Raw genomic sequence first — 18,589 nt, 5'->3', positions numbered from 1 at the left:
CAAATGATCAAACAAGCCCTCCTAGGTGAATTTCTGCATGAAGCAGAAAGCACAAGAAATCTTTTAAAAGCAATTCCTGATAGTGCTTTAAACTGGAAGCCATCTGAAAAAAACTGGACTACCGGACAATTAGCTTCTCATATTGCAGAAGTGTATAACTGGTATGATTCTACCTTTAATCTTGATGTTTTTGATATGGGAACTTATCAATATGACAAAGGTGATATTTCTAAAGCCGAGAATATTTTAGCAAAATTTGAAGAAAATGTTGCTAAAGCTCAGAAAGTTTTAGAAAATTCAGATGAAGGAAACTATTTTAACGAATGGAAAATGGAAATGGGTGGAAATGCACTTTTTCCTCCTATGCCAAAAATTCAGGTGATCCGTTCTTTTTTATACAATCACTTATATCATCACAGAGGTGAGCTGATTGTTTATCTGAGAGCAACAGGAAATACCGTTCCTGGTTTATACGGACCGACTGCTGACGACCAGATGTAAATTTAGACTTATATTAAGATAAGTAAATAGCATACGTATTTTGCGTATGCTATTTTCTTTTTTTGAGATAATATATTTTCAATGTATTACATAATAAATTAGATGTATACTCTAAATTTTTCTTAAATATTTTTGTTTTTCGTAAATTATTTTTTATTAGCTTTGATATTCCACAATCTAAATGAATAATTTATGAAAAAACAACTATCCATGATTGGAATGCTTCTTATTACGGGCATTTCTTTCGCGCAGACTGATCGTCTCTGGAGTGAAGGTTCAAAAAAAGCACCTTCAGAAATTTTTGAAAACAAAACCTCAATTAACAATCCGAAAATCTATAGTCTAGATTTTGAAGGATTAAAAAACGCTCTCAACAGAGCTCCAAAAAGGCTTGCCCCGGGAGAAAAATCAGAAATTATCATTTCTTTTCCTAATTCTGAAGGAAAGATGGAGAATTTTAAAGTAAGAGAAAATTCAAATTTTGACCCTCAGTTAGCCGCGAAATATCCGGATATTAAATCTTATGTAGGTGAAGGCCTGACAGATTCCAATTCAACAGTTTATTTCAGTATTTCCTCACTTGGTCTTTCTTCTATGGAGATTTATGGTGACAAATCTGCAGTTTTTATTGAACCCTACGCCAAAGATCTTTCGTCTTATGTCGTATACAGAAAATCGGACAAAAAAGACGATCTCAATAAATTTGAATGTACAGTTATCGACGTAGCCCAAAAAGGAGTATCCAATAATACCCAAACTGCCAGACCGAATGCGGATGATGCCAAGCTGAGAACATTCAGGTTAGCTCTTTCAACTACAGGAGAATATACAACGTATTTTGGAGGTACTAAAGCAAATGCTCTTGCTGCTATTAACAATACAATGACCCGTGTAAACGGTGTTTTTGAAAAAGATTTTGCAGCAAGAATGGTTCTGATCGCCAACAATGACGCTGTCATTTACACCAATGCTTCTACAGACCCCTATTCTGCAGCTTCAGGAATGAGCAACTGGAATTCACAGCTTCAAAGCACGCTGACTTCAGTGATCGGGGAAGCCAATTATGACATCGGGCATTTATTCGGAGCTTCCGGAGGTGGCGGAAACGCTGGGTGTATTGGATGTGTCTGTACAAACGGTTCAAAAGGAAGCGGATATACTTCACCGGCAGACGCTATTCCTTCAGGAGATAATTTTGATATCGACTATGTTGCCCATGAAATGGGACATCAATTTGGAGGAAACCATACCTTCTCTATGAATAATGAAGGAACCGGTGCTAATATGGAACCGGGCTCAGGATCAACCATTATGGGCTATGCAGGGATTACTGCTCAGGATATCCAACCTCATTCCGATGCATTTTTCCATGCGATAAGCATTCAGCAGATCACCAATAATATCAAAGCTAAAACATGTCCGGTAAGCACTTCTACAGGAAATGCCATTCCTACAGCGAATGCCGGCCTTGATTATACCATTCCGAAAGGAACACCGTTTATGCTTACGGGAACAGGAACTGATGCTAACGGAGATTCATTAACTTACATTTGGGAACAGATGGATAATGCATCATCATCCCAAACCGGAGCAAGCTCTGCAGCAAGTGCTACCAAAGCATCAGGTCCTACTTTCAGATCATGGACCCCTACCACTTCTCCAACAAGATATTTCCCAAGAATGGCATCCATCTTAACAGGAGGCACTACTACTGCAGGTTCAGAAATTACAGTGGAAGCACTGTCCAATGTAGCAAGATCTTTAAATTTCAGATTTACCGTTCGTGATAACAGAGCCGGAGGTTCAGGAAATAATTCTGATGATGCCCTGATTACTGTAAATGCAACAGCAGGACCTTTCAGTGTTTCATCACAAAATTCAGCTACTACCTATTCAGGAGGAAGCTCACAAACCGTAACATGGAATGTGGCGGGAACAACAGCCAATAATGTAAATGCGGCGAATGTAGATATCCTTTGGTCAACAGACAGCGGAAATACATGGACTACCCTTCTTGCCGGAACTCCAAATGATGGAACGCAGGCTGTAACTATTCCAAATTCGTCTACGACAACGGGAAGAATTATGGTAAAAGGATCCAACCATATTTTCTTTGATGTAAATAATGCAAATATCACTGTAAATGCAGGTTCAGGAGGCACAGATACGGTAGCTCCTACGGCTCCTACCCTTGCAGCTTCCGGAACTACATCTACCACGACTAATCTTTCCTGGAGCGGCGCTACGGATAATGTGGCGGTTACAGGTTACGATGTTTATCAAGGTGCTTCATTGATCGGTTCCACAGCATCTACAACCTATACGGTAACAAGTTTAACACCTGCCACAACGTATAGCTTTAGTGTTAAATCTAAAGATGCAGCAGGAAATGTATCGCCTTCAAGTAATACAGTAAGCGTTACAACACTTTCCGGAGGTACGGTAACTTACTGCTCTTCTTCTGCAAGCAATACAGCAGATGAAAGAATCGGAAATGTGAAATTCGGAACTATTAACAATACTTCAACAGGAACAGCAGGTTATGAAAACTTCACTTCAGTTTCCACCAATGTAACAAGAGGAAGCGCTTACACTATCTCAATAACTCCAACATGGACTTCAACTGTTTACAGCGAAGCTTATGCTGTATATATTGATTACAACGGTGATGGTGACTTTACGGACAGCGGAGAATTAGCTTGGTCTAAAGCGGGTTCTACCACTACTCCTGTAACAGGAAGTATTACTATCCCTGCAACTGCAACTGTTGGTGCTACAAGAATGAGAGTCATGATGAAGTATAGTTCTATACCTACTTCTTCATGTGAAGCTTATACTTATGGTCAGGTTGAAGATTATACCCTGAATATCGTTTCTTCAGGAAGAGGAGAGCTTACTGATACCAAAGATCTGATCACTGATATCAAGTTATATCCAAACCCAGTAAGAGACCTATTACATATTTCAAACACGACATCAGAAGATTATAAAATCTTCGATATGGGTGGAAAACTAATCAATTCAGGAAAATTGGAAAGAGGTAGTGTAAATGTAAGCGGACTTATCAAAGGCGCTTATATGATCCAGGTTGGAGAAGCTGCCAAGAGATTCATTAAAAATTAATAACCATTAAGTAAACACTTTGGAAGACTGCCTTCGGGCAGTCTTTTTTTTATGCCAGATGATTTTAAAAATTTCCACGGAAATTTACAATGCAAATTAAACTTCAAAAACAACGCATAAGTGTTTAAAATTTACTTATAATTATTTATTTAAATAAAATTCATTAAAATTTAAAAATTTTAATTTAAATTTATCATTCAAATTTCTTTGTACCGTTACTCGATCAGGCTAGATACATTCTGATATTGGTCTTTCAATTCATAACATATAAGCCTCTCATCCTAATTTTTATTTCTCAAAATGATCCTGCAATGATAAATTGTTGAAGTAAGCTTATTTCATAAAACCAATATTTTAAATTAAAGAACAGCTTTAAAAAAATAACTATAAAAACTTTTACCATGAAACATTTATTTAAGTACATCTTTTTATTGACAACTGTATTATTTTCAGTTGCCTGTAGTTCGGACAATGAAGAAACTGATCACCCTACGGGAGTCGTTACCCATGTGTTCTATAAAAACGCAGATGAATTCGCTTTAACCTACGATCCGGCCGGAACTGTAAGCCAGGCTATCAGAAATCAGGCATTTGATTTATACAAACAGGGAAAATGGAGCGAGCTGGAAGCACTTTTTAATGCCAACAATCTCAATGGTGGCTGGCCGCCTGCAAACGGAGGCTATAATATCGTTGATGATGTTCCGTTTCAGGCAGGGCAAAAATTCGACAGGTATAGCGGCGCTATTGGCAGCTATGACGGAACAGGCGTTCCTACTTTAGGAGGAAGCTTTACAAGCCCGATCATCAATGGATATGTGTATACTTTCTCACAAAGAGCTTTAAATCAGCCTGAAAATAAATATGATTTCTACTATGAAATAGATGTCCTGAATAATTTACTACCTTTCAAGTCTCAAACGGCTGATGTCATTCCTTGGTTTAACCAGATTGGCGGAGGAAAACAGACGATGTGGAAAATCCCGATTGATGTTACAACAGGCTATCAAAAAACATGGAATAAGCTGGCACAGGAAGGATATGTAAAGATTACCATCAAGAAAAGTCCGAGCGGAAAATATAACAATCAGGTCGGCACAGTGATACAGCAATAAATAAACTCAGATGTATTCAATATCAAAAAAAATAAAACTTATCAGGCAGGCGGCTATTGCAAAAAATCATTTCAGCAATGATGAAACAGTTCCGGCTGCTGAAACAAAATTCACATGTTGTGATTGTGGTCAGGAAAATTCAATTGAAATATTTCCTTATAAATCCGGATTCCCGATTTTTGAGATTTACAATGAAGATAAAGTTTTATCCAGGAACGAATTATTAGAAAACAAAATCGTTACTGAAACTTCCCGTAGAATATTATATCTTGGAGAATTAACGGTAAGTGATTTACCTACCCTATATTTTGGAACAGACTGCAGATCTTGTCAATCAAAGTATATCTGCGTATTCAGTTACGGGGAATGGCAGCCGGGATTAACACTTTTAAACATTTCCTGTATCTGGAAATATGAAGAACTGGAATAGCTGTTTATATTCTTAAACCATTAAGAAAAATCAAGAGAATTTTTCAAGTAAATCCTTAAAACGGCGAAGCTCATCTTAATATCCTTAAAAGCTTAATCATCCCTAATGGTTTAGAATTAAAGGTTCAAAAATTTTCATTAATACATTTCAAAATTAAAAATATAATCCACAGTTTAAACTGTGGATTGTTAGTGAAAACACGTTTGTAGCCAACGATTATTTAACCTTTTATCAGAACAGATATCTAATGGGTATTATACATTTTCCAAAATCGTTTTCTATCTTTGCTGTAAATAATAAAATTCATGGATAAAATTGACAGTCTGAACCAAGTTGCAGAATTCCACACCACTTTTAAAGCCCCTATTTTAGATACACCACAAATCCCGTCTCAGGAAAGATGCAACCTTAGAGTTGAGCTTCTTCAGGAAGAATTAAATGAATTAAAGCAGGCTATTGCTGATAATGACATCGTAGAAATAGCTGATGCCCTGTGTGATCTTCAATATGTTTTAAGCGGAGCTGTACTGGAATTCGGACTTGGCAATAAATTTGTAGAGCTATTCAACGAAGTACAGCGTTCCAATATGTCTAAAGCATGCGATAATGTAGAACAGGCAGAGGAAACTGTAGCATTTTATAAAGAAAAAGAAGTAGAATCTTTTTATGAAAAATCAGGAGAGAAATTTAATGTCTACAGAAAAGCAGACCATAAAGTTCTTAAGAATAAGTACTACTCCCCTGCAGATTTAAAAACAATTATCGAAAAATAATATGAAAAAATTTATTACCAATATTGTTGCCGTTTCATGTCTTGTTTTGGCTTCCCAGCAGTTCAGTGCCCAGAAAGTAGTGATGAACCGTGAAGTAGAAACTCAGAACGATGGCAAAATGCTTTTGGGAAATCAGTTCAAAGAGCAGTTCTTAAAGGCTCCGTATGCAGACTGGTATGTGAAAGAGCATGACGAATATTCCATTGACCAAAAGGCAATCGGTGAACTTAGAAAAGCCAAACTCACTTCGTATTCTCTTGTTGTTTTTATGGGGACCTGGTGTGAAGACAGCCACAGAGATTTCCCAAGACTCATGAAAATACTTGAGGAATTGAAATATCCTGATAACAAACTGACGATCATTGCTGTTAACCGCAAGAAAGAATCTCCTACCGGAGACGAGGTACGCTATAATATCCAGAAAGTCCCTACTATTATTGTAGAAAAATATGGCAAAGAGATCGGAAGAATCATAGAAATGCCTACCAGCGGATATATTGAAAGAGATCTGGTAAACATTCTGAAAAAAGATGACAGTTCGGTAATCAAAGAAATTTTTAACAAATAGTGTTGAGAAATTACAAAGTAATCCTATCATTTGCAGCGGGAATTCTCGTTATGCTGATCCTGTTTTTCGGGCTTAAATCATGTTTTAATCTTGGTGAAAAGACAGAGAAATCGGATTTTTATATTCTGACCAACCAGATTTCTAAAATGAATAAAATGGTCGTCATGGAGCAGAATGTATCCAGCATGCAGAAAACCAAGATGGGCTATGAGGTGTTTGGTAAAGAAGTTTCAAACAACAGCATTATTACCTACACCAAAACCAATGCACAGGTTTCTTATGATCTTAATAAAATGAAGATAGAAGTAGATTCTATCAACAAAAAACTAGTTATCACTGAACTTCCCGATGCGGAAATAAGAATAACACCAAGCGTTGAGATCCAGTCGCTGGACGATTCTTTTTTCAACAGGATCTCTGAAAAAGACATTAAAAATGTGACCCAAAAGGCTAAAGAAACTGCGGTTAAATCTATTAATGAGAATCAGCTGAGAACGGAAGGCCGCAAACAATTAATGGAAAATCTTAATAATATTTTCGTTTTGGCAAAAGCTTTGGATTATACCATAGAAGATGAAACCGGCAAGCTCGGTGTTTTAGGACTCTAAAAAATGTAAAGCTATGAATTCAGAAGACAACAAAAAAAAGGAATCTGCCAATTCAGCAGAAACGAAAAAGCAGAATCAGGATTTTCAAAATATTCCTGCTTCCTCCGAAAAAAGCAATCCGCCTGATATTGATAAAGAAGATGTTCAGAAATCTTCCAAAAATAAATCAGGAAAAACGGATAACACTAAAAAATAAACGAAAAGATTCCACTCAAGTGAGTGGAATCTTTTTTATTGGAAATTTTAAACCATAAAAGTCACAAAAGTTTTTTTGTTTTTTTAACACTTTGGAACACTTTAGTTTCAAAGTTTTATATCCTGAAAATATTAAGTACACATAAACCTAAAATCAAAGATTTTAATATAACTTAAGTATACTTCATATGCGTAATGTATTAACCTTAAAATAACTAAAGTGTTCAACTAAGCTTTTGTGACTTTTGTGGTTTAAAAAGCATGTTTTTGTAAATCTTAAGCAGATGAAAACGAAAGATTCCGCTCAAATGAACAGAACCTTTCTTACTAATCTATTATTATATGGACTTAAATGATCATACGATGGTAGATTTTCCGATCTTGATATTTTCAAAATTGTAATAAGATTTCTCAGAATACTTAATATAATCTGCAATGAAACTACCTACTTCACTTGTAGAATAATGCTGCTCAGCATTAAGGTCTACCGTAACATATCTGTTTTCAATAGCATGCTCTACTGCCCTTCTTAATTTGTCTGCCGCTTCCGGAAGTTCAAGATAATCAAGCATCATAGCTACGCTTAGGATTGAGGCCACAGGATTGGCAATACCTTTTCCTTTAGCCTGTGGATAAGAGCCATGGATTGGCTCAAACAAAGCATTCTCTTCACCTATTGATGCTGATGGTAAAAGCCCGATGGACCCGCCAATAACACTGGCTTCATCGGAAATAATATCTCCGAACATATTTTCGGTCAGGATAACATCAAACTGTTTGGGGTTCAGAACAAGTTGCATAGCTGCATTATCAACAAATATATAATCCAGCTGTACATCAGGATATTGAGTGGCAATTTTCTGGCAGGTCTTTCTCCAAAGTCTCGAAGTATCCAGAACATTAGCCTTGTCGATCAGCGTAAGCTTCTTTTTTCTTTTTTCAGCTTCCTTAAAAGCCATATGGGCAATAGGAATAATCTCTTCCGTGCTGTATTTACAGACATCATAAGCATATTTACCATCCGGATCTGTAAATTTTTCACCGAAATAAATACCACTCACAAGCTCCCTGAAGATCTGGATATCCGTTCCCTCGATAATCTCTCTTTTCAAAGGACTCTTATCAATCAGTGAAGGATAAGTTTTCAGAGGTCTGATGTTAGCATACAATCCCAGTTCTTTACGGAGCTTCAATAGTCCCTGCTCAGGTCGTACCTTTGCTTCAGGATTGTTATCAAAAACCGGATCTCCAATCGCTCCAAACAGAACAGCATCCGAATCTTTGCAAATCTTTAATGTTTCTTCTGGAAGTGGATCGCCAGTTTTAAAAATGGCTTCAGCACCCATTAATCCATAGGAAAACTGGAACCGGCATTTAAAGACTTCAGCCACAGCATCCAATACTTTAATACTTTCACTGACCACTTCCGGCCCAATCCCGTCGCCGGGAAGAACTGCTATTTTAAAATAACTGTTGCTCATACTTTTGTGTTTTTAGTTCAAATTGTTCTATAGCCTGCTTTTTGCTGATTAAAAAATCAATATCATCATAGCCGTTCAGCAGGCATATTTTTTTATAGGAATCAAGCTCAAAAGTTTCGGTTGTATCCTTAAAGCTTACCGATTGTAATTCCACATCAATGGCAATTTCATTATCAGGATTTTCCTGGATTCCTTCCAGAATTTCTTTTAAAAATTCTTCAGAAACTTTCACAGGGAGAAGTCCGTTGTTCAGGGCATTTCCTTTAAAAATATCAGCAAAATAGCTTGATATGATTACTTTGAAGCCATAATCTGTCAAAGACCAGGCCGCGTGTTCACGGCTGCTTCCACAGCCGAAATTATTTCCCGCAACAAGAATTTCACCACTGAATTTAGGATTGTTTAAAACAAAATCCGGATTCGGTTCTCCTGTATGAATATTGAATCTCCAGTCTCTAAACAGGTTCTCTCCAAAACCTTTTCTGTCAATACTTTTAAGAAATCTTGCCGGAATAATTTGGTCTGTATCTATATTTCCTGCCGGCAGCGGTACTGCACGGGATTTTAAAACAACTAATTTTTGCATGTACTTTTTAATGGATTTAGTTTAAATTTTCAAAAGCAGAAATTTTACCTTCTATCGCTGCTTTTGCTGCAGTAAGCGGACTGGCAAGAATTGTTCTCGCGCCTTGTCCCTGTCTGCCTTCAAAATTCCTGTTTGAGGTTGAGACACAGTATTCTCCTTCAGGAATTTTATCATCATTCATTGCCAGACAGGCAGAACATCCCGGTTGACGGATCTGGAATCCAGCATCATTGAAAATCTTATCCAATCCTTCTTCATGGATCTGCTTTACAACCTGTTGAGAACCCGGAACAATTAAGGCCTTTACATTTTCGGACTTACTTTTTCCTTTGATATACTGTGCTGCAGAGCGGAAATCTTCTATCCGTGCATTGGTACAGCTTCCGATAAATACATAATGTACTTTAATGCCGGAAATTTCCTGACCAGCCTTTAATCCCATATATTTTAAGGCTTTTTCTTCAGATTCAGTCTGAGGAACCGGAATGACTTCGTGTATTGAAATTCCCATTCCCGGGTTGGTTCCGTAAGTAATCATTGGGAAAATATCCGAAGCATCGAATGTCAGCTCTTTATCAAAAACAGCGCCTTCATCCGTTTTTAAAGTTTTCCAATAGGCAAGTTTATCTTTCCATTCTTCTCCTTTAGGCGCAAATGTTTTTCCTTTTACATAATCGAAAGTGGTTTGATCCGGTGCGATCATTCCTCCTCGTGCTCCCATCTCAATACTCATATTGCAGACAGTCATTCTTCCTTCCATGGACATTTCTTCAAAAACATTTCCGGCATATTCACAGAAATATCCTGTTCCACCATCAGTTCCGATTTTGGAAATAATATAAAGGATGACATCTTTTGCCTGAACATTATCATTAAGTTTTCCATTGACTGTAATCCTCATTGACTTCGGTTTATTGAGCAGCAAGCACTGACTGGCAAAAACCTGAGCAACCTGGCTGGTTCCAATCCCGAAAGCTATAGCGCCAAAAGCGCCGTGTGTAGAGGTATGACTATCGCCGCATACAATACTCATTCCCGGCTGGGTAATTCCCAACTCGGGAGCAATGATGTGTACGATTCCCTGATACTGATGTCCCAATCCGAATAATTCGATATTGTTTTTTTTGCAGTTCTCTGTCAGCTGTTCCACCTGATTTCTGGACAGTTCATCCCGAATAGGCTGTTCCTGATTAAGGGTCGGAACATTATGATCTGCCGTAGCTACGATCTGCTTTGGTCTGAAAATTTCAAGATTTCTGGCTTCAAGTTCTGCAAAAGCCTGAGGGCTGGTTACCTCATGGATAAGGTGTTTATCTATATAAATGATTTGAGGGCCGTCGGGAATCGTTTCTATTACGTGAGCATCCCAAACTTTGTCAAAAAGTGTCTTTTTATTGTTGTCCATATTCAATTCTCGTTGATTTTAAATCAATATTATCCTATTTTCCGGCTGCATGTTTCCATAATCATGTACAGATCGTCATTTTTAACTTCTTTCTTTCGGTCCGCAATTTTTAAAAATTCCTGATACAAAAAGTCAAGTTCATTTTTGGTGATATCATAACCGATATGCTTAAATCTGTATGCTAATGCAGAACGTCCGCTTCTCGCTGTAAGAATAATAGATGAAGCATTGACGCCTACTTCTGCTGGATCAATAATTTCATAGGTTTCACGGTTTTTAATGACTCCATCCTGATGAATGCCTGAACTGTGTGCAAAAGCATTGGCTCCTACGATAGCTTTATTAGGCTGTACCGGCATTCCCATCAGATCTGAAACCATCAAACTCATTTCATTAAGCATTGTTGAATTGATATCTGTATAAAAATTTAAGTCCTTATGCTGTTTTAAAATCATGACCACTTCTTCCAATGCTGTGTTTCCAGCCCGTTCTCCCAAACCGTTTATCGTACATTCGATCTGGCGTGCTCCATTGATGGCCCCTGCAATTGAATTGGCTGTAGCAAGACCTAAATCATTATGGCAATGGCACGACAGAATTGCTTTTTCAATACCTTTTACATTTTCTTTCAGGTATTTTATTTTCTGACCATATTCTTCGGGAAGGCAATAACCTGTTGTATCCGGGATATTCAAAACGGTAGCTCCGGCTTTAATTACTTCTTCGCAGACTCTTGCCAGGTAGGCATTATCGGTTCTTCCTGCATCTTCCGCATAAAATTCTACATCTTCTACATAGCTTTTGGCATATTTTACGGCTTCTACTGCCCGCTCCAGAATATCCTCACGTGTTGAATTGAATTTATATTTAATATGAGAATCAGAAGTTCCGATTCCTGTATGAATACGGGGCCTCTTTGCATGTTTCAATGCTTCAGCAGCCGTATCGATGTCTTTTTTATTAGCTCTTGTCAGTCCGCAGACTTTGGCATTTTTTACCAGTTTTGAAATTTCAGAAACAGATTCGAAATCTCCGGGGCTTGAAATCGGGAAACCGGCTTCTATTACATCAATTCCTAGCTTATCGAGCCTTTCTGCTATAATCAGTTTTTGTTTTGTATTCAGTTTACATCCGGGAACCTGCTCCCCATCCCTCAGCGTTGTATCAAAAATTTCGATTTTTTCGGAATTCATAATGAAGTTTTTTACTTAATTTTGATCAAAACTACTGCTTACAATATTTTTACATTTTCACCTTGACTGAAAATTACAATATTCAACAGCCGGAAAAATAACTACATTTACTTAATAATCAATTTATTACATTTTATAAATTTACAATGGCAGAATTGCAGAAAGATTTTTTGTTTGTACTGATTAAGTCATTAACCACTTCTGAAAAACGACAGTTCAGGCTGTATGTGAACCGCCTCGGAATTAATGTTGATGCCAAATTTCTGCTCCTTTTTTCGGAACTGGATAAGATGAAGGAATATGATGAGCAGATCATCATTGAGAAAAAAATTTCTACCAAACAGCAGCTTTCCAATCTGAAAGCCCATCTTTATAAGCAGATCCTCGTAAGCCTACGAATGAATCCCAGTCATCAGAACTACAGGATACAGCTTCGTGAACAGCTTGATTTTGCAAATATTTTATATCAAAAAGGACTTTATAAGCAGGCTTTGAAAATACTGGATAAGACCAAACAGTCTGCCCTGGAACTGGATGAAAAAAGCATTGCGTCTGAAATCATCAATCTTGAAAAAGTCATTGAATCACAATTTATTACCCGAAGCATTGAGGGGCGTGCCGATGAACTGATTAAGCAATCTACAGAAATCAGCAAACAGAATCATTATGCAACAGAGCTTTCTAATCTGTCGCTGAAATTATACAGTGAAATGCTTACGTATGGTTATGTGAAAAATGATACAGACCGGGAAAAAGTATTGAATCTGTTCAATGATCAGATTAAGAAAATTAAACTAGATCAACTGAATTTCACAGAAAAGCTTTGGTATTTCAAAGCTCATGTGTGGAAAAACCAACTGCTTCAGGATTACAAATATACATTGAAATATGCCTATCAGTGGGTAGATCTGTTCCACAAAAAACCAGAGATGATCATCAGCCATCCGGTGTGGTATATTAAAGGAAACACTTACCTGCTGAAAATTCTGTTCCTTTATGGAAATATTGATATCCTAGAGGAGCATTTTGAGCATTTCAATACGATGGTCAATTCACAGAATTTTGCTCAGAATGAAAATCTACAGGCACTGATCTTTCTTACCCATTACAATACTTTAATGAACATTCATTTTGTAAAAGGTGAATTTTTCACAGGGACCAAACTTATCCCTGAGATTGAACTGAAGATGGAAAGACTTCGGGAAAAAATTGACGAGCATCATTTTATGATCCTTTATCTGAAAATGGCAGCCATGTTTTTCGGAAGCAAAAAGTTTAAAAAATCCATCGAATATTCCATGAAGGTTGTTGAGTGTAAGGGTAATGTTCAGGAAGATCTTCTATTCCACACAAGAATCCTGATTCTAATGGCGAAATATGAATCCGGGAATGATGAAGATTATGATGAATTCATCAATTCTACCCTTAAATTTGCCCGAAAAATGAAGAAACCGGAAGCATTTCATTTTGAAAGCATTCAGTTTTTTAAAAACATTAACAGTCTGGTATTAGATCAACATCATAAAGCTTTTGATGCTTTTGATGAAGTGCTTGATGGATTTTCTAAAAATGAATATTACAGGAGATCACTGTTCTATATTGATATCCATGGCTGGGTAAAATCTAAGGTAAAAAACGTGGATGTGATAGAGATTATCAAGCAGAAAGTAAGATATAAGAGAAAGAGTTAAAAATCCTGCAGATGGCTCCGATGGCTTCAACCAACTACAGGATTTTCGTTTTTTTTAAGCAAATATAAAATAGTATCTGATGGCTTTGGCTCCTCATCCATCAGACTAAAACTTAAATCTTTCTATAAAGTCCAATGCATTTTTATGACTGATCTTTTCCATTATCTCTGTGGAAAAATCTTTTTCAATTCTGCTGTTGGTGGTGTTAAATAATGAGGCATTATCATAGCCTTCAAAGAAAAAGGGATAGCGGGATTTATCCGGATGCCCTTTGTCGTAGAAAAAATCTGCACCATAGGCAATGGCATCCTCTCCTCCCAGATCAAGACCATGTTGAATATGTTCATATAATCTCTCCGGATTCTTTTCATCAAGCCATTCACGGATAAGGTTGAGCCCTATCAGTCCTTTCTTTTTAATAATTTCTTTCGCCAGTTCATCCGGAAGATTTCTTTTTTTGTTCTGAATATTCCTGTAATTGGAGTGGCTTGCTAAAATAGGAATGTTATAATTTTTTTGGTCTACATAATTAAGAATATCATATGCCAGCTGATCACTTGTGTGGGAAAGATCAATAGCAATTCTCCGGTCTGCAATATAGTCGATCAGGACTTTTCCGTCATCCTTCAGGCCGGCTTCAGAGTTATTCCCTCCCCCAAAACGGTTTTCAGTGTGGTGGGTAATTCCCAGGTAAAGAATTTTTTGTGTGTTTTCGATGATGGTTTCCAGATTTTTAAACCCTGCTTCCAGAGTATCATCTTCTCCGCAAAAAGCAGATGCATTTTCAATGGAAGCTATAATACCTACTCTATCTTTGTTTTCAGTATTTTTATAATTCCCGTTTTCAAACAGAAAGAAGTTTTCATTCTTTAAAAGATCTGAAAATATTTCACTCTGTTTTACACCCTCAACGGTACTGTTTGCATCTGTTGATGCATATATTGCCATAACCTGGAGTTTTACATTCCCTTCTTTTAGATACGGGAGTGAGCATCCCAACTCTCTGTCATCAATTGTGGAGCCCGCTTTTAATAAATAGTATAATAAATCACAGTGCAGGTCAATATTAAAGTTTTTCATATCATCGTACATATTATCGTTTCTTTTTCTTTGAATTATCATAGAATTTACAGCACAAAAACCTCATTATCATAGCATTGTTACTACAAAATAACGATAATGTCAGTGTGTTTCTTTATGAAAAATTCAGATTGGGGATGGATACATTTAAAATAACGGATCTAAATTTGAAGATTCAACAGTAATTCTTAGTTCAAATATACTTTAAAAATAGCATATTATTTAAAAAATGCGTATTTTTGCATCTTAAAATTTCTTAGTAAACAATGATAAAAATTACACTTCCAGACAATAGTGTCAAAGAATTCGAAGGAGAAGTTACTCCTTTAGATGTGGCGAAATCTATAAGCGAGGGATTGGCTAGAAATACCATCTCCGCAGTTGTAAACGGCAAACAAGTAGAAACGACCACACCTATAACCACGGATTCAACGGTACAATTGTTAACCTGGAATGATGATCTTGGAAAGAAAGCGTTCTGGCATTCTTCTGCCCACCTTCTGGCGCAGGCTATCCTTGAATTTTATCCTAATGCTAAGCTAACCATAGGACCTGCCATTGAAAGCGGATTCTATTATGATGTGGATTTCGGGGACGAGAGCTTATCTGAAAAGGATTTCGAGAAGATTGAAAAGAAAGTTTTGGAAAATGCCAAGAAAGGTTCCACATTCTCTTTATATCCTGTTTCCAAAGAAGAAGCATTAAAAACATATGCAGATAATCCTTACAAAGTTGAGCTTATTACGAATCTTAATGACGGAGAAATCACTTTTGTAACACACGATGATTTCACAGATCTATGTCGTGGAGGACATATTCCCAATACAAGTATTGTAAAAGCGGTTAAGATTTTAAATGCAGCGGGAGCTTACTGGAGAGGAAATGAAAAAAATCCTCAATTAACAAGAGTTTATGGTATTTCTTTCCCTAAACAGAAAGAGCTTACTGAATATCTTGAAAAACTGGAAGAAGCCAAAAGAAGAGACCACAGAAAACTGGGTAAGGAACTGGGCATTTTTGCATTTTCTGAAAAAGTGGGTGCAGGACTTCCGTTATGGTTGCCAAAAGGGACTGCTTTAAGAAGAAAATTAGAGAATTTCCTTTCTGATGCTCAGAAAAAAGGAGGTTATGAGTTCGTCATGTCACCACATATCGGGTCAAAAGAATTGTATGTGACTTCCGGACATTGGGATAAATATGGTGCAGACAGCTTCCAGCCGATTAAAACTCCGAATGAAGGAGAAGAATTCATGCTGAAGCCTATGAACTGCCCTCACCACTGTGAGATCTACAAAACTTCGCAATGGAGCTACAGGGATCTTCCGAAGAGATATGCAGAATTCGGGACTGTTTACAGATATGAGCAAAGTGGAGAGCTTCACGGGTTGACAAGAGTTCGTGGATTTACTCAGGATGATGCCCATCTTTTCTGTACTCCGGATCAGCTTTCAGAAGAGTTTGAAAAAGTAATTGATTTAACACTTTATGTGTTCAAATCATTAGGTTTTGAAGATTTTGTAACCCAGGTGTCTTTAAGAGATCCTGATAACAGAGAAAAATATATCGGTTCTGATGAAAATTGGGAAAAGGCCGAAAACGCAATCATCAATGCAGCTGAGAAAAAAGGATTAAAAACCATTGTGGAATACGGAGAAGCTGCCTTCTACGGTCCAAAGCTGGATTTCATGGTAAAAGATGCCTTAGGAAGAAAATGGCAGCTGGGAACCATCCAGGTGGATTATAATTTACCGGAAAGATTTGATCTTCACTACATCGGAAACGATAATGAGAAGCACAGACCGGTAATGATTCACAGAGCGCCATTCGGTTCTATGGAACGTTTTATCGCAATCCTTTTAGAGAATACTGCAGGTGATTTCCCGTTATGGCTAAGCCCTGATCAGTTCATTATTCTCCCGATCAGTGAAAAATATGTAGATTATGCAAAAAAAGTTTCACAATTTTTGGAAAATCACGATATTAGCGGTCTGATTGACGACAGAAATGAGAAAACAGGGAAAAAGATCCGTGATGCGGAGTTGAAAAAGATTCCGTTCATGTTGGTTGTAGGTGAAAATGAGGAGAATGACGGCACAATTTCTGTAAGAAGACGTGGTGAAGGTGATCTTGGAGTCATGAATATGGAAGATTTTGTTTCTTACTTTAAAAAAGAGGCAGCAATCTAAGAACATTTAAAGAATAAGGAATTGAAATAAAAAATTCATCTTTTTAATTTTAAATGTTTCAATTAAAATTAGTAATTAACCAATAAAATTATAATACAATAGCACAAAGATTTAACAACAGGGGCCCACAGAGACGTCCGGTACAGGAGGACTTACACTTGATCAACGATAAAATTCGTGTGAGAGAGCTTCGTTTGGTGGGCGATAACGTAGAGCCGGGAGTTTATCCGATTGACAAAGCAAGACAACTTGCCACAGAGCAGGAACTTGATCTGGTAGTAATCTCCGATAAGGCTGAGCCTTTCATTGCAAGGATATTAGACTATAAAAAGTTTTTATACGAGCAAAAGAAAAAGCAGAAGGAACTAAAAGCTAAGCAGGTAAAAGTGGTTGTAAAAGAGATCCGTTTCGGACCTCAGACTGATGATCACGATTATGAATTTAAGAAGAAGCATGCTGAAAAGTTTCTTGAAGAAGGTTCAAAATTAAAAACCTACGTATTTTTTAAAGGACGTTCAATTATCTTTAAAGACCAGGGAGAAATTTTGCTTCTAAAACTTGCCCAGGAATTGGAGCATGTTGGAAAAGTAGACCAGCTTCCAAAACTTGAAGGAAAAAGAATGATCATGATGATGAGTCCTAAAAAACCAGCTAAATAGTTTTAACAGACTCAATGTCTGTTACTTATTATATAAAAAACCTCAAAATATTTTGAGGTTTTTTTATATTAAAGTTTTCAGGAAAAGTTTTAAAAGATATAGAAAAAAAATAATTGATCCGGATCAATCGTTAAAGTTGAGGAAGCTAAATTTACTTACGAATAAAATGATTATATAGTATTGTGTTTTTATATAAGTAGATCATTTTAATGTAAATTTCTTTGAATAACTAAAGATTCTCCCTCAACTTTTAAGACTGATCTGTTGTGAGTCAACTGCTTATTTTCAAAATAATTTATAAGATTGTGTTATCCTTCAAAATCTCCACAATCATGCTCTTTGAAAAGAGACAAAGCTTTGTGGGTTGTAAAATATCTGGATATTCTTTTATTATTTAATTCCAGCTTTTGACCTTCTATAGCCAGCTCGTAGACAGGTGCTTTATCTATTTGGGTTAAAATATATGTTCTTTCTGATGTTTTTAAAATAGTTTTGCTTCCTTCGACAAAGAATGAGAACTCATCAATTTTAAAAGTATCATTCTCATCGCAGACATTGGTCCATATCATTTTATCCTTAGTGATGGATAAGCTTGCCAAATCGCATGAATAACAATTGCCGGAAAATTCTATACCATATTTTTCATACATATTTGTGCTTTTGCTGTTTAATACATCAATAGGAACCAACGCTGAAAAATCAGTCAGCATATCAGCTTTTGAAATACGATCCTTTACCGAACCGGACATCTGAACAGTATCTTTTTTTACCGTTGTAGAAGCTACCTGGTCTAATTTTTTTTCTGTAGAAGGTGTACAAGAAGCCAGCAAAGCTATCACAAGTGAAAAGTTGATTATTACATTTTTCATGTGTCTACAATACTTAATTTATCTTTTGTAAAATTCTCTAAAATATACCATTTAACATATCCCTGCTTTCAGCCATTTATATCTATCTTAAGCCGTTTTGTTAGCTGATGCTTTGAATACACTGAT

General features: G+C 36.7%; 17 protein-coding genes. 11 read left to right on the top strand and 6 right to left on the bottom strand.

Annotation, left to right across the window (positions count from 1 at the left end; genetic code table 11):
• Positions 1 to 3: 3 nt before the first annotated feature.
• The 8 genes from DRF61_RS01450 (at position 4) to DRF61_RS01415 (ending at position 7,314) form a co-directional block, all read left to right on the top strand.
• A complete protein-coding gene (locus DRF61_RS01450) occupies positions 4 to 501 on the top strand; it encodes a DinB family protein (RefSeq protein ID WP_111953314.1) in 498 nt (165 codons plus the stop codon).
• 192 nt (positions 502 to 693) lie between these two features.
• The gene (locus tag DRF61_RS01445; protein ID WP_111953312.1) at positions 694 to 3,624 is read left to right on the top strand and encodes a reprolysin-like metallopeptidase; all 2,931 of its coding nucleotides are present in this window, start codon (positions 694 to 696) and stop codon (positions 3,622 to 3,624) included.
• Between the two features lie 401 nt (positions 3,625 to 4,025).
• The gene (locus DRF61_RS01440) at positions 4,026 to 4,739 is read left to right on the top strand and encodes a glycohydrolase toxin TNT-related protein (RefSeq protein WP_111953310.1); all 714 of its coding nucleotides are present in this window, start codon (positions 4,026 to 4,028) and stop codon (positions 4,737 to 4,739) included.
• Positions 4,740 to 4,749: 10 nt separating this feature from the next.
• Positions 4,750 to 5,169: a hypothetical protein gene (locus tag DRF61_RS01435; protein ID WP_111953308.1), complete on the top strand. Its 420-nt coding sequence runs from the start codon at positions 4,750 to 4,752 to the stop codon at positions 5,167 to 5,169.
• 305 nt (positions 5,170 to 5,474) lie between these two features.
• A complete protein-coding gene (locus DRF61_RS01430) occupies positions 5,475 to 5,942 on the top strand; it encodes a pyrophosphohydrolase domain-containing protein (RefSeq protein WP_111953306.1) in 468 nt (155 codons plus the stop codon).
• A 1-nt stretch (position 5,943) separates the two neighbouring features.
• Positions 5,944 to 6,510 (top strand): TlpA family protein disulfide reductase, encoded by a 567-nt coding sequence (locus DRF61_RS01425; protein WP_111953304.1) that lies wholly within the window; start codon positions 5,944 to 5,946, stop codon positions 6,508 to 6,510.
• A gap of 2 nt (positions 6,511 to 6,512) precedes the next feature.
• Positions 6,513 to 7,118 carry a DUF4230 domain-containing protein gene (locus DRF61_RS01420; RefSeq protein WP_111953302.1) on the top strand — a complete coding sequence of 202 codons (606 nt, stop codon included), beginning with the start codon at positions 6,513 to 6,515 and terminating at the stop codon, positions 7,116 to 7,118.
• Between the two features lie 13 nt (positions 7,119 to 7,131).
• Positions 7,132 to 7,314, top strand: a complete 183-nt coding sequence (locus DRF61_RS01415) for a hypothetical protein (RefSeq protein WP_034730159.1) — start codon at positions 7,132 to 7,134, stop codon at positions 7,312 to 7,314.
• Between the two features lie 355 nt (positions 7,315 to 7,669).
• Here the strand turns inward: DRF61_RS01415 and leuB are convergent, their stop codons facing one another.
• The 4 genes from leuB to DRF61_RS01395 are packed head-to-tail and all read right to left on the bottom strand — an operon-like array spanning position 7,670 to position 11,978.
• Complete coding sequence (leuB, locus tag DRF61_RS01410; RefSeq protein ID WP_111953300.1) at positions 7,670 to 8,794, bottom strand: 3-isopropylmalate dehydrogenase; 1,125 nt, start codon at positions 8,792 to 8,794, stop codon at positions 7,670 to 7,672.
• The gene (gene leuD / locus DRF61_RS01405; RefSeq protein ID WP_111953298.1) at positions 8,775 to 9,380 is read right to left on the bottom strand and encodes a 3-isopropylmalate dehydratase small subunit; all 606 of its coding nucleotides are present in this window, start codon (positions 9,378 to 9,380) and stop codon (positions 8,775 to 8,777) included. The genes leuB and leuD overlap by 20 nt, the downstream gene beginning before the upstream one ends.
• A 16-nt stretch (positions 9,381 to 9,396) precedes the next feature.
• Entirely contained in the window at positions 9,397 to 10,785 is a 1,389-nt protein-coding gene (gene leuC / locus DRF61_RS01400; RefSeq protein WP_111953296.1) for a 3-isopropylmalate dehydratase large subunit, read from the bottom strand.
• Positions 10,786 to 10,814: 29 nt separating this feature from the next.
• Positions 10,815 to 11,978: a 2-isopropylmalate synthase gene (locus DRF61_RS01395; RefSeq protein WP_111953294.1), complete on the bottom strand. Its 1,164-nt coding sequence runs from the start codon at positions 11,976 to 11,978 to the stop codon at positions 10,815 to 10,817.
• Between the two features lie 146 nt (positions 11,979 to 12,124).
• On the opposite strand from DRF61_RS01395, the gene DRF61_RS01390 reads away from it, so the two are divergent.
• Positions 12,125 to 13,669, top strand: a complete 1,545-nt coding sequence (locus tag DRF61_RS01390; protein WP_111953292.1) for a hypothetical protein — start codon at positions 12,125 to 12,127, stop codon at positions 13,667 to 13,669.
• A gap of 105 nt (positions 13,670 to 13,774) precedes the next feature.
• Here DRF61_RS01390 and DRF61_RS01385 read toward each other — a convergent pair whose 3' ends face one another.
• Positions 13,775 to 14,791: a dipeptidase gene (locus DRF61_RS01385; protein WP_228452532.1), complete on the bottom strand. Its 1,017-nt coding sequence runs from the start codon at positions 14,789 to 14,791 to the stop codon at positions 13,775 to 13,777.
• A 224-nt stretch (positions 14,792 to 15,015) separates the two neighbouring features.
• Here DRF61_RS01385 and thrS point away from each other — a divergent pair, with 224 nt between their 5' ends.
• A complete protein-coding gene (gene thrS / locus DRF61_RS01380) occupies positions 15,016 to 16,935 on the top strand; it encodes a threonine--tRNA ligase (RefSeq protein ID WP_111953290.1) in 1,920 nt (639 codons plus the stop codon).
• Between the two features lie 158 nt (positions 16,936 to 17,093).
• Positions 17,094 to 17,594 carry a translation initiation factor IF-3 gene (infC, locus tag DRF61_RS01375; RefSeq protein ID WP_172617123.1) on the top strand — a complete coding sequence of 167 codons (501 nt, stop codon included), beginning with the start codon at positions 17,094 to 17,096 and terminating at the stop codon, positions 17,592 to 17,594.
• Between the two features lie 308 nt (positions 17,595 to 17,902).
• Here the strand turns inward: infC and DRF61_RS01370 are convergent, their stop codons facing one another.
• Positions 17,903 to 18,463, bottom strand: coding sequence for a hypothetical protein (locus tag DRF61_RS01370; protein WP_111953288.1), 561 nt, complete (start codon positions 18,461 to 18,463; stop codon positions 17,903 to 17,905).
• Between the last annotated feature and the right edge of the window lie 126 nt (positions 18,464 to 18,589).

This window comes from Chryseobacterium lathyri, from assembly GCF_003290185.1.
GTDB classification, from domain to species: domain Bacteria; phylum Bacteroidota; class Bacteroidia; order Flavobacteriales; family Weeksellaceae; genus Chryseobacterium; species Chryseobacterium lathyri.
This window is presented reverse-complemented; position numbering and strand designations above follow the sequence as displayed.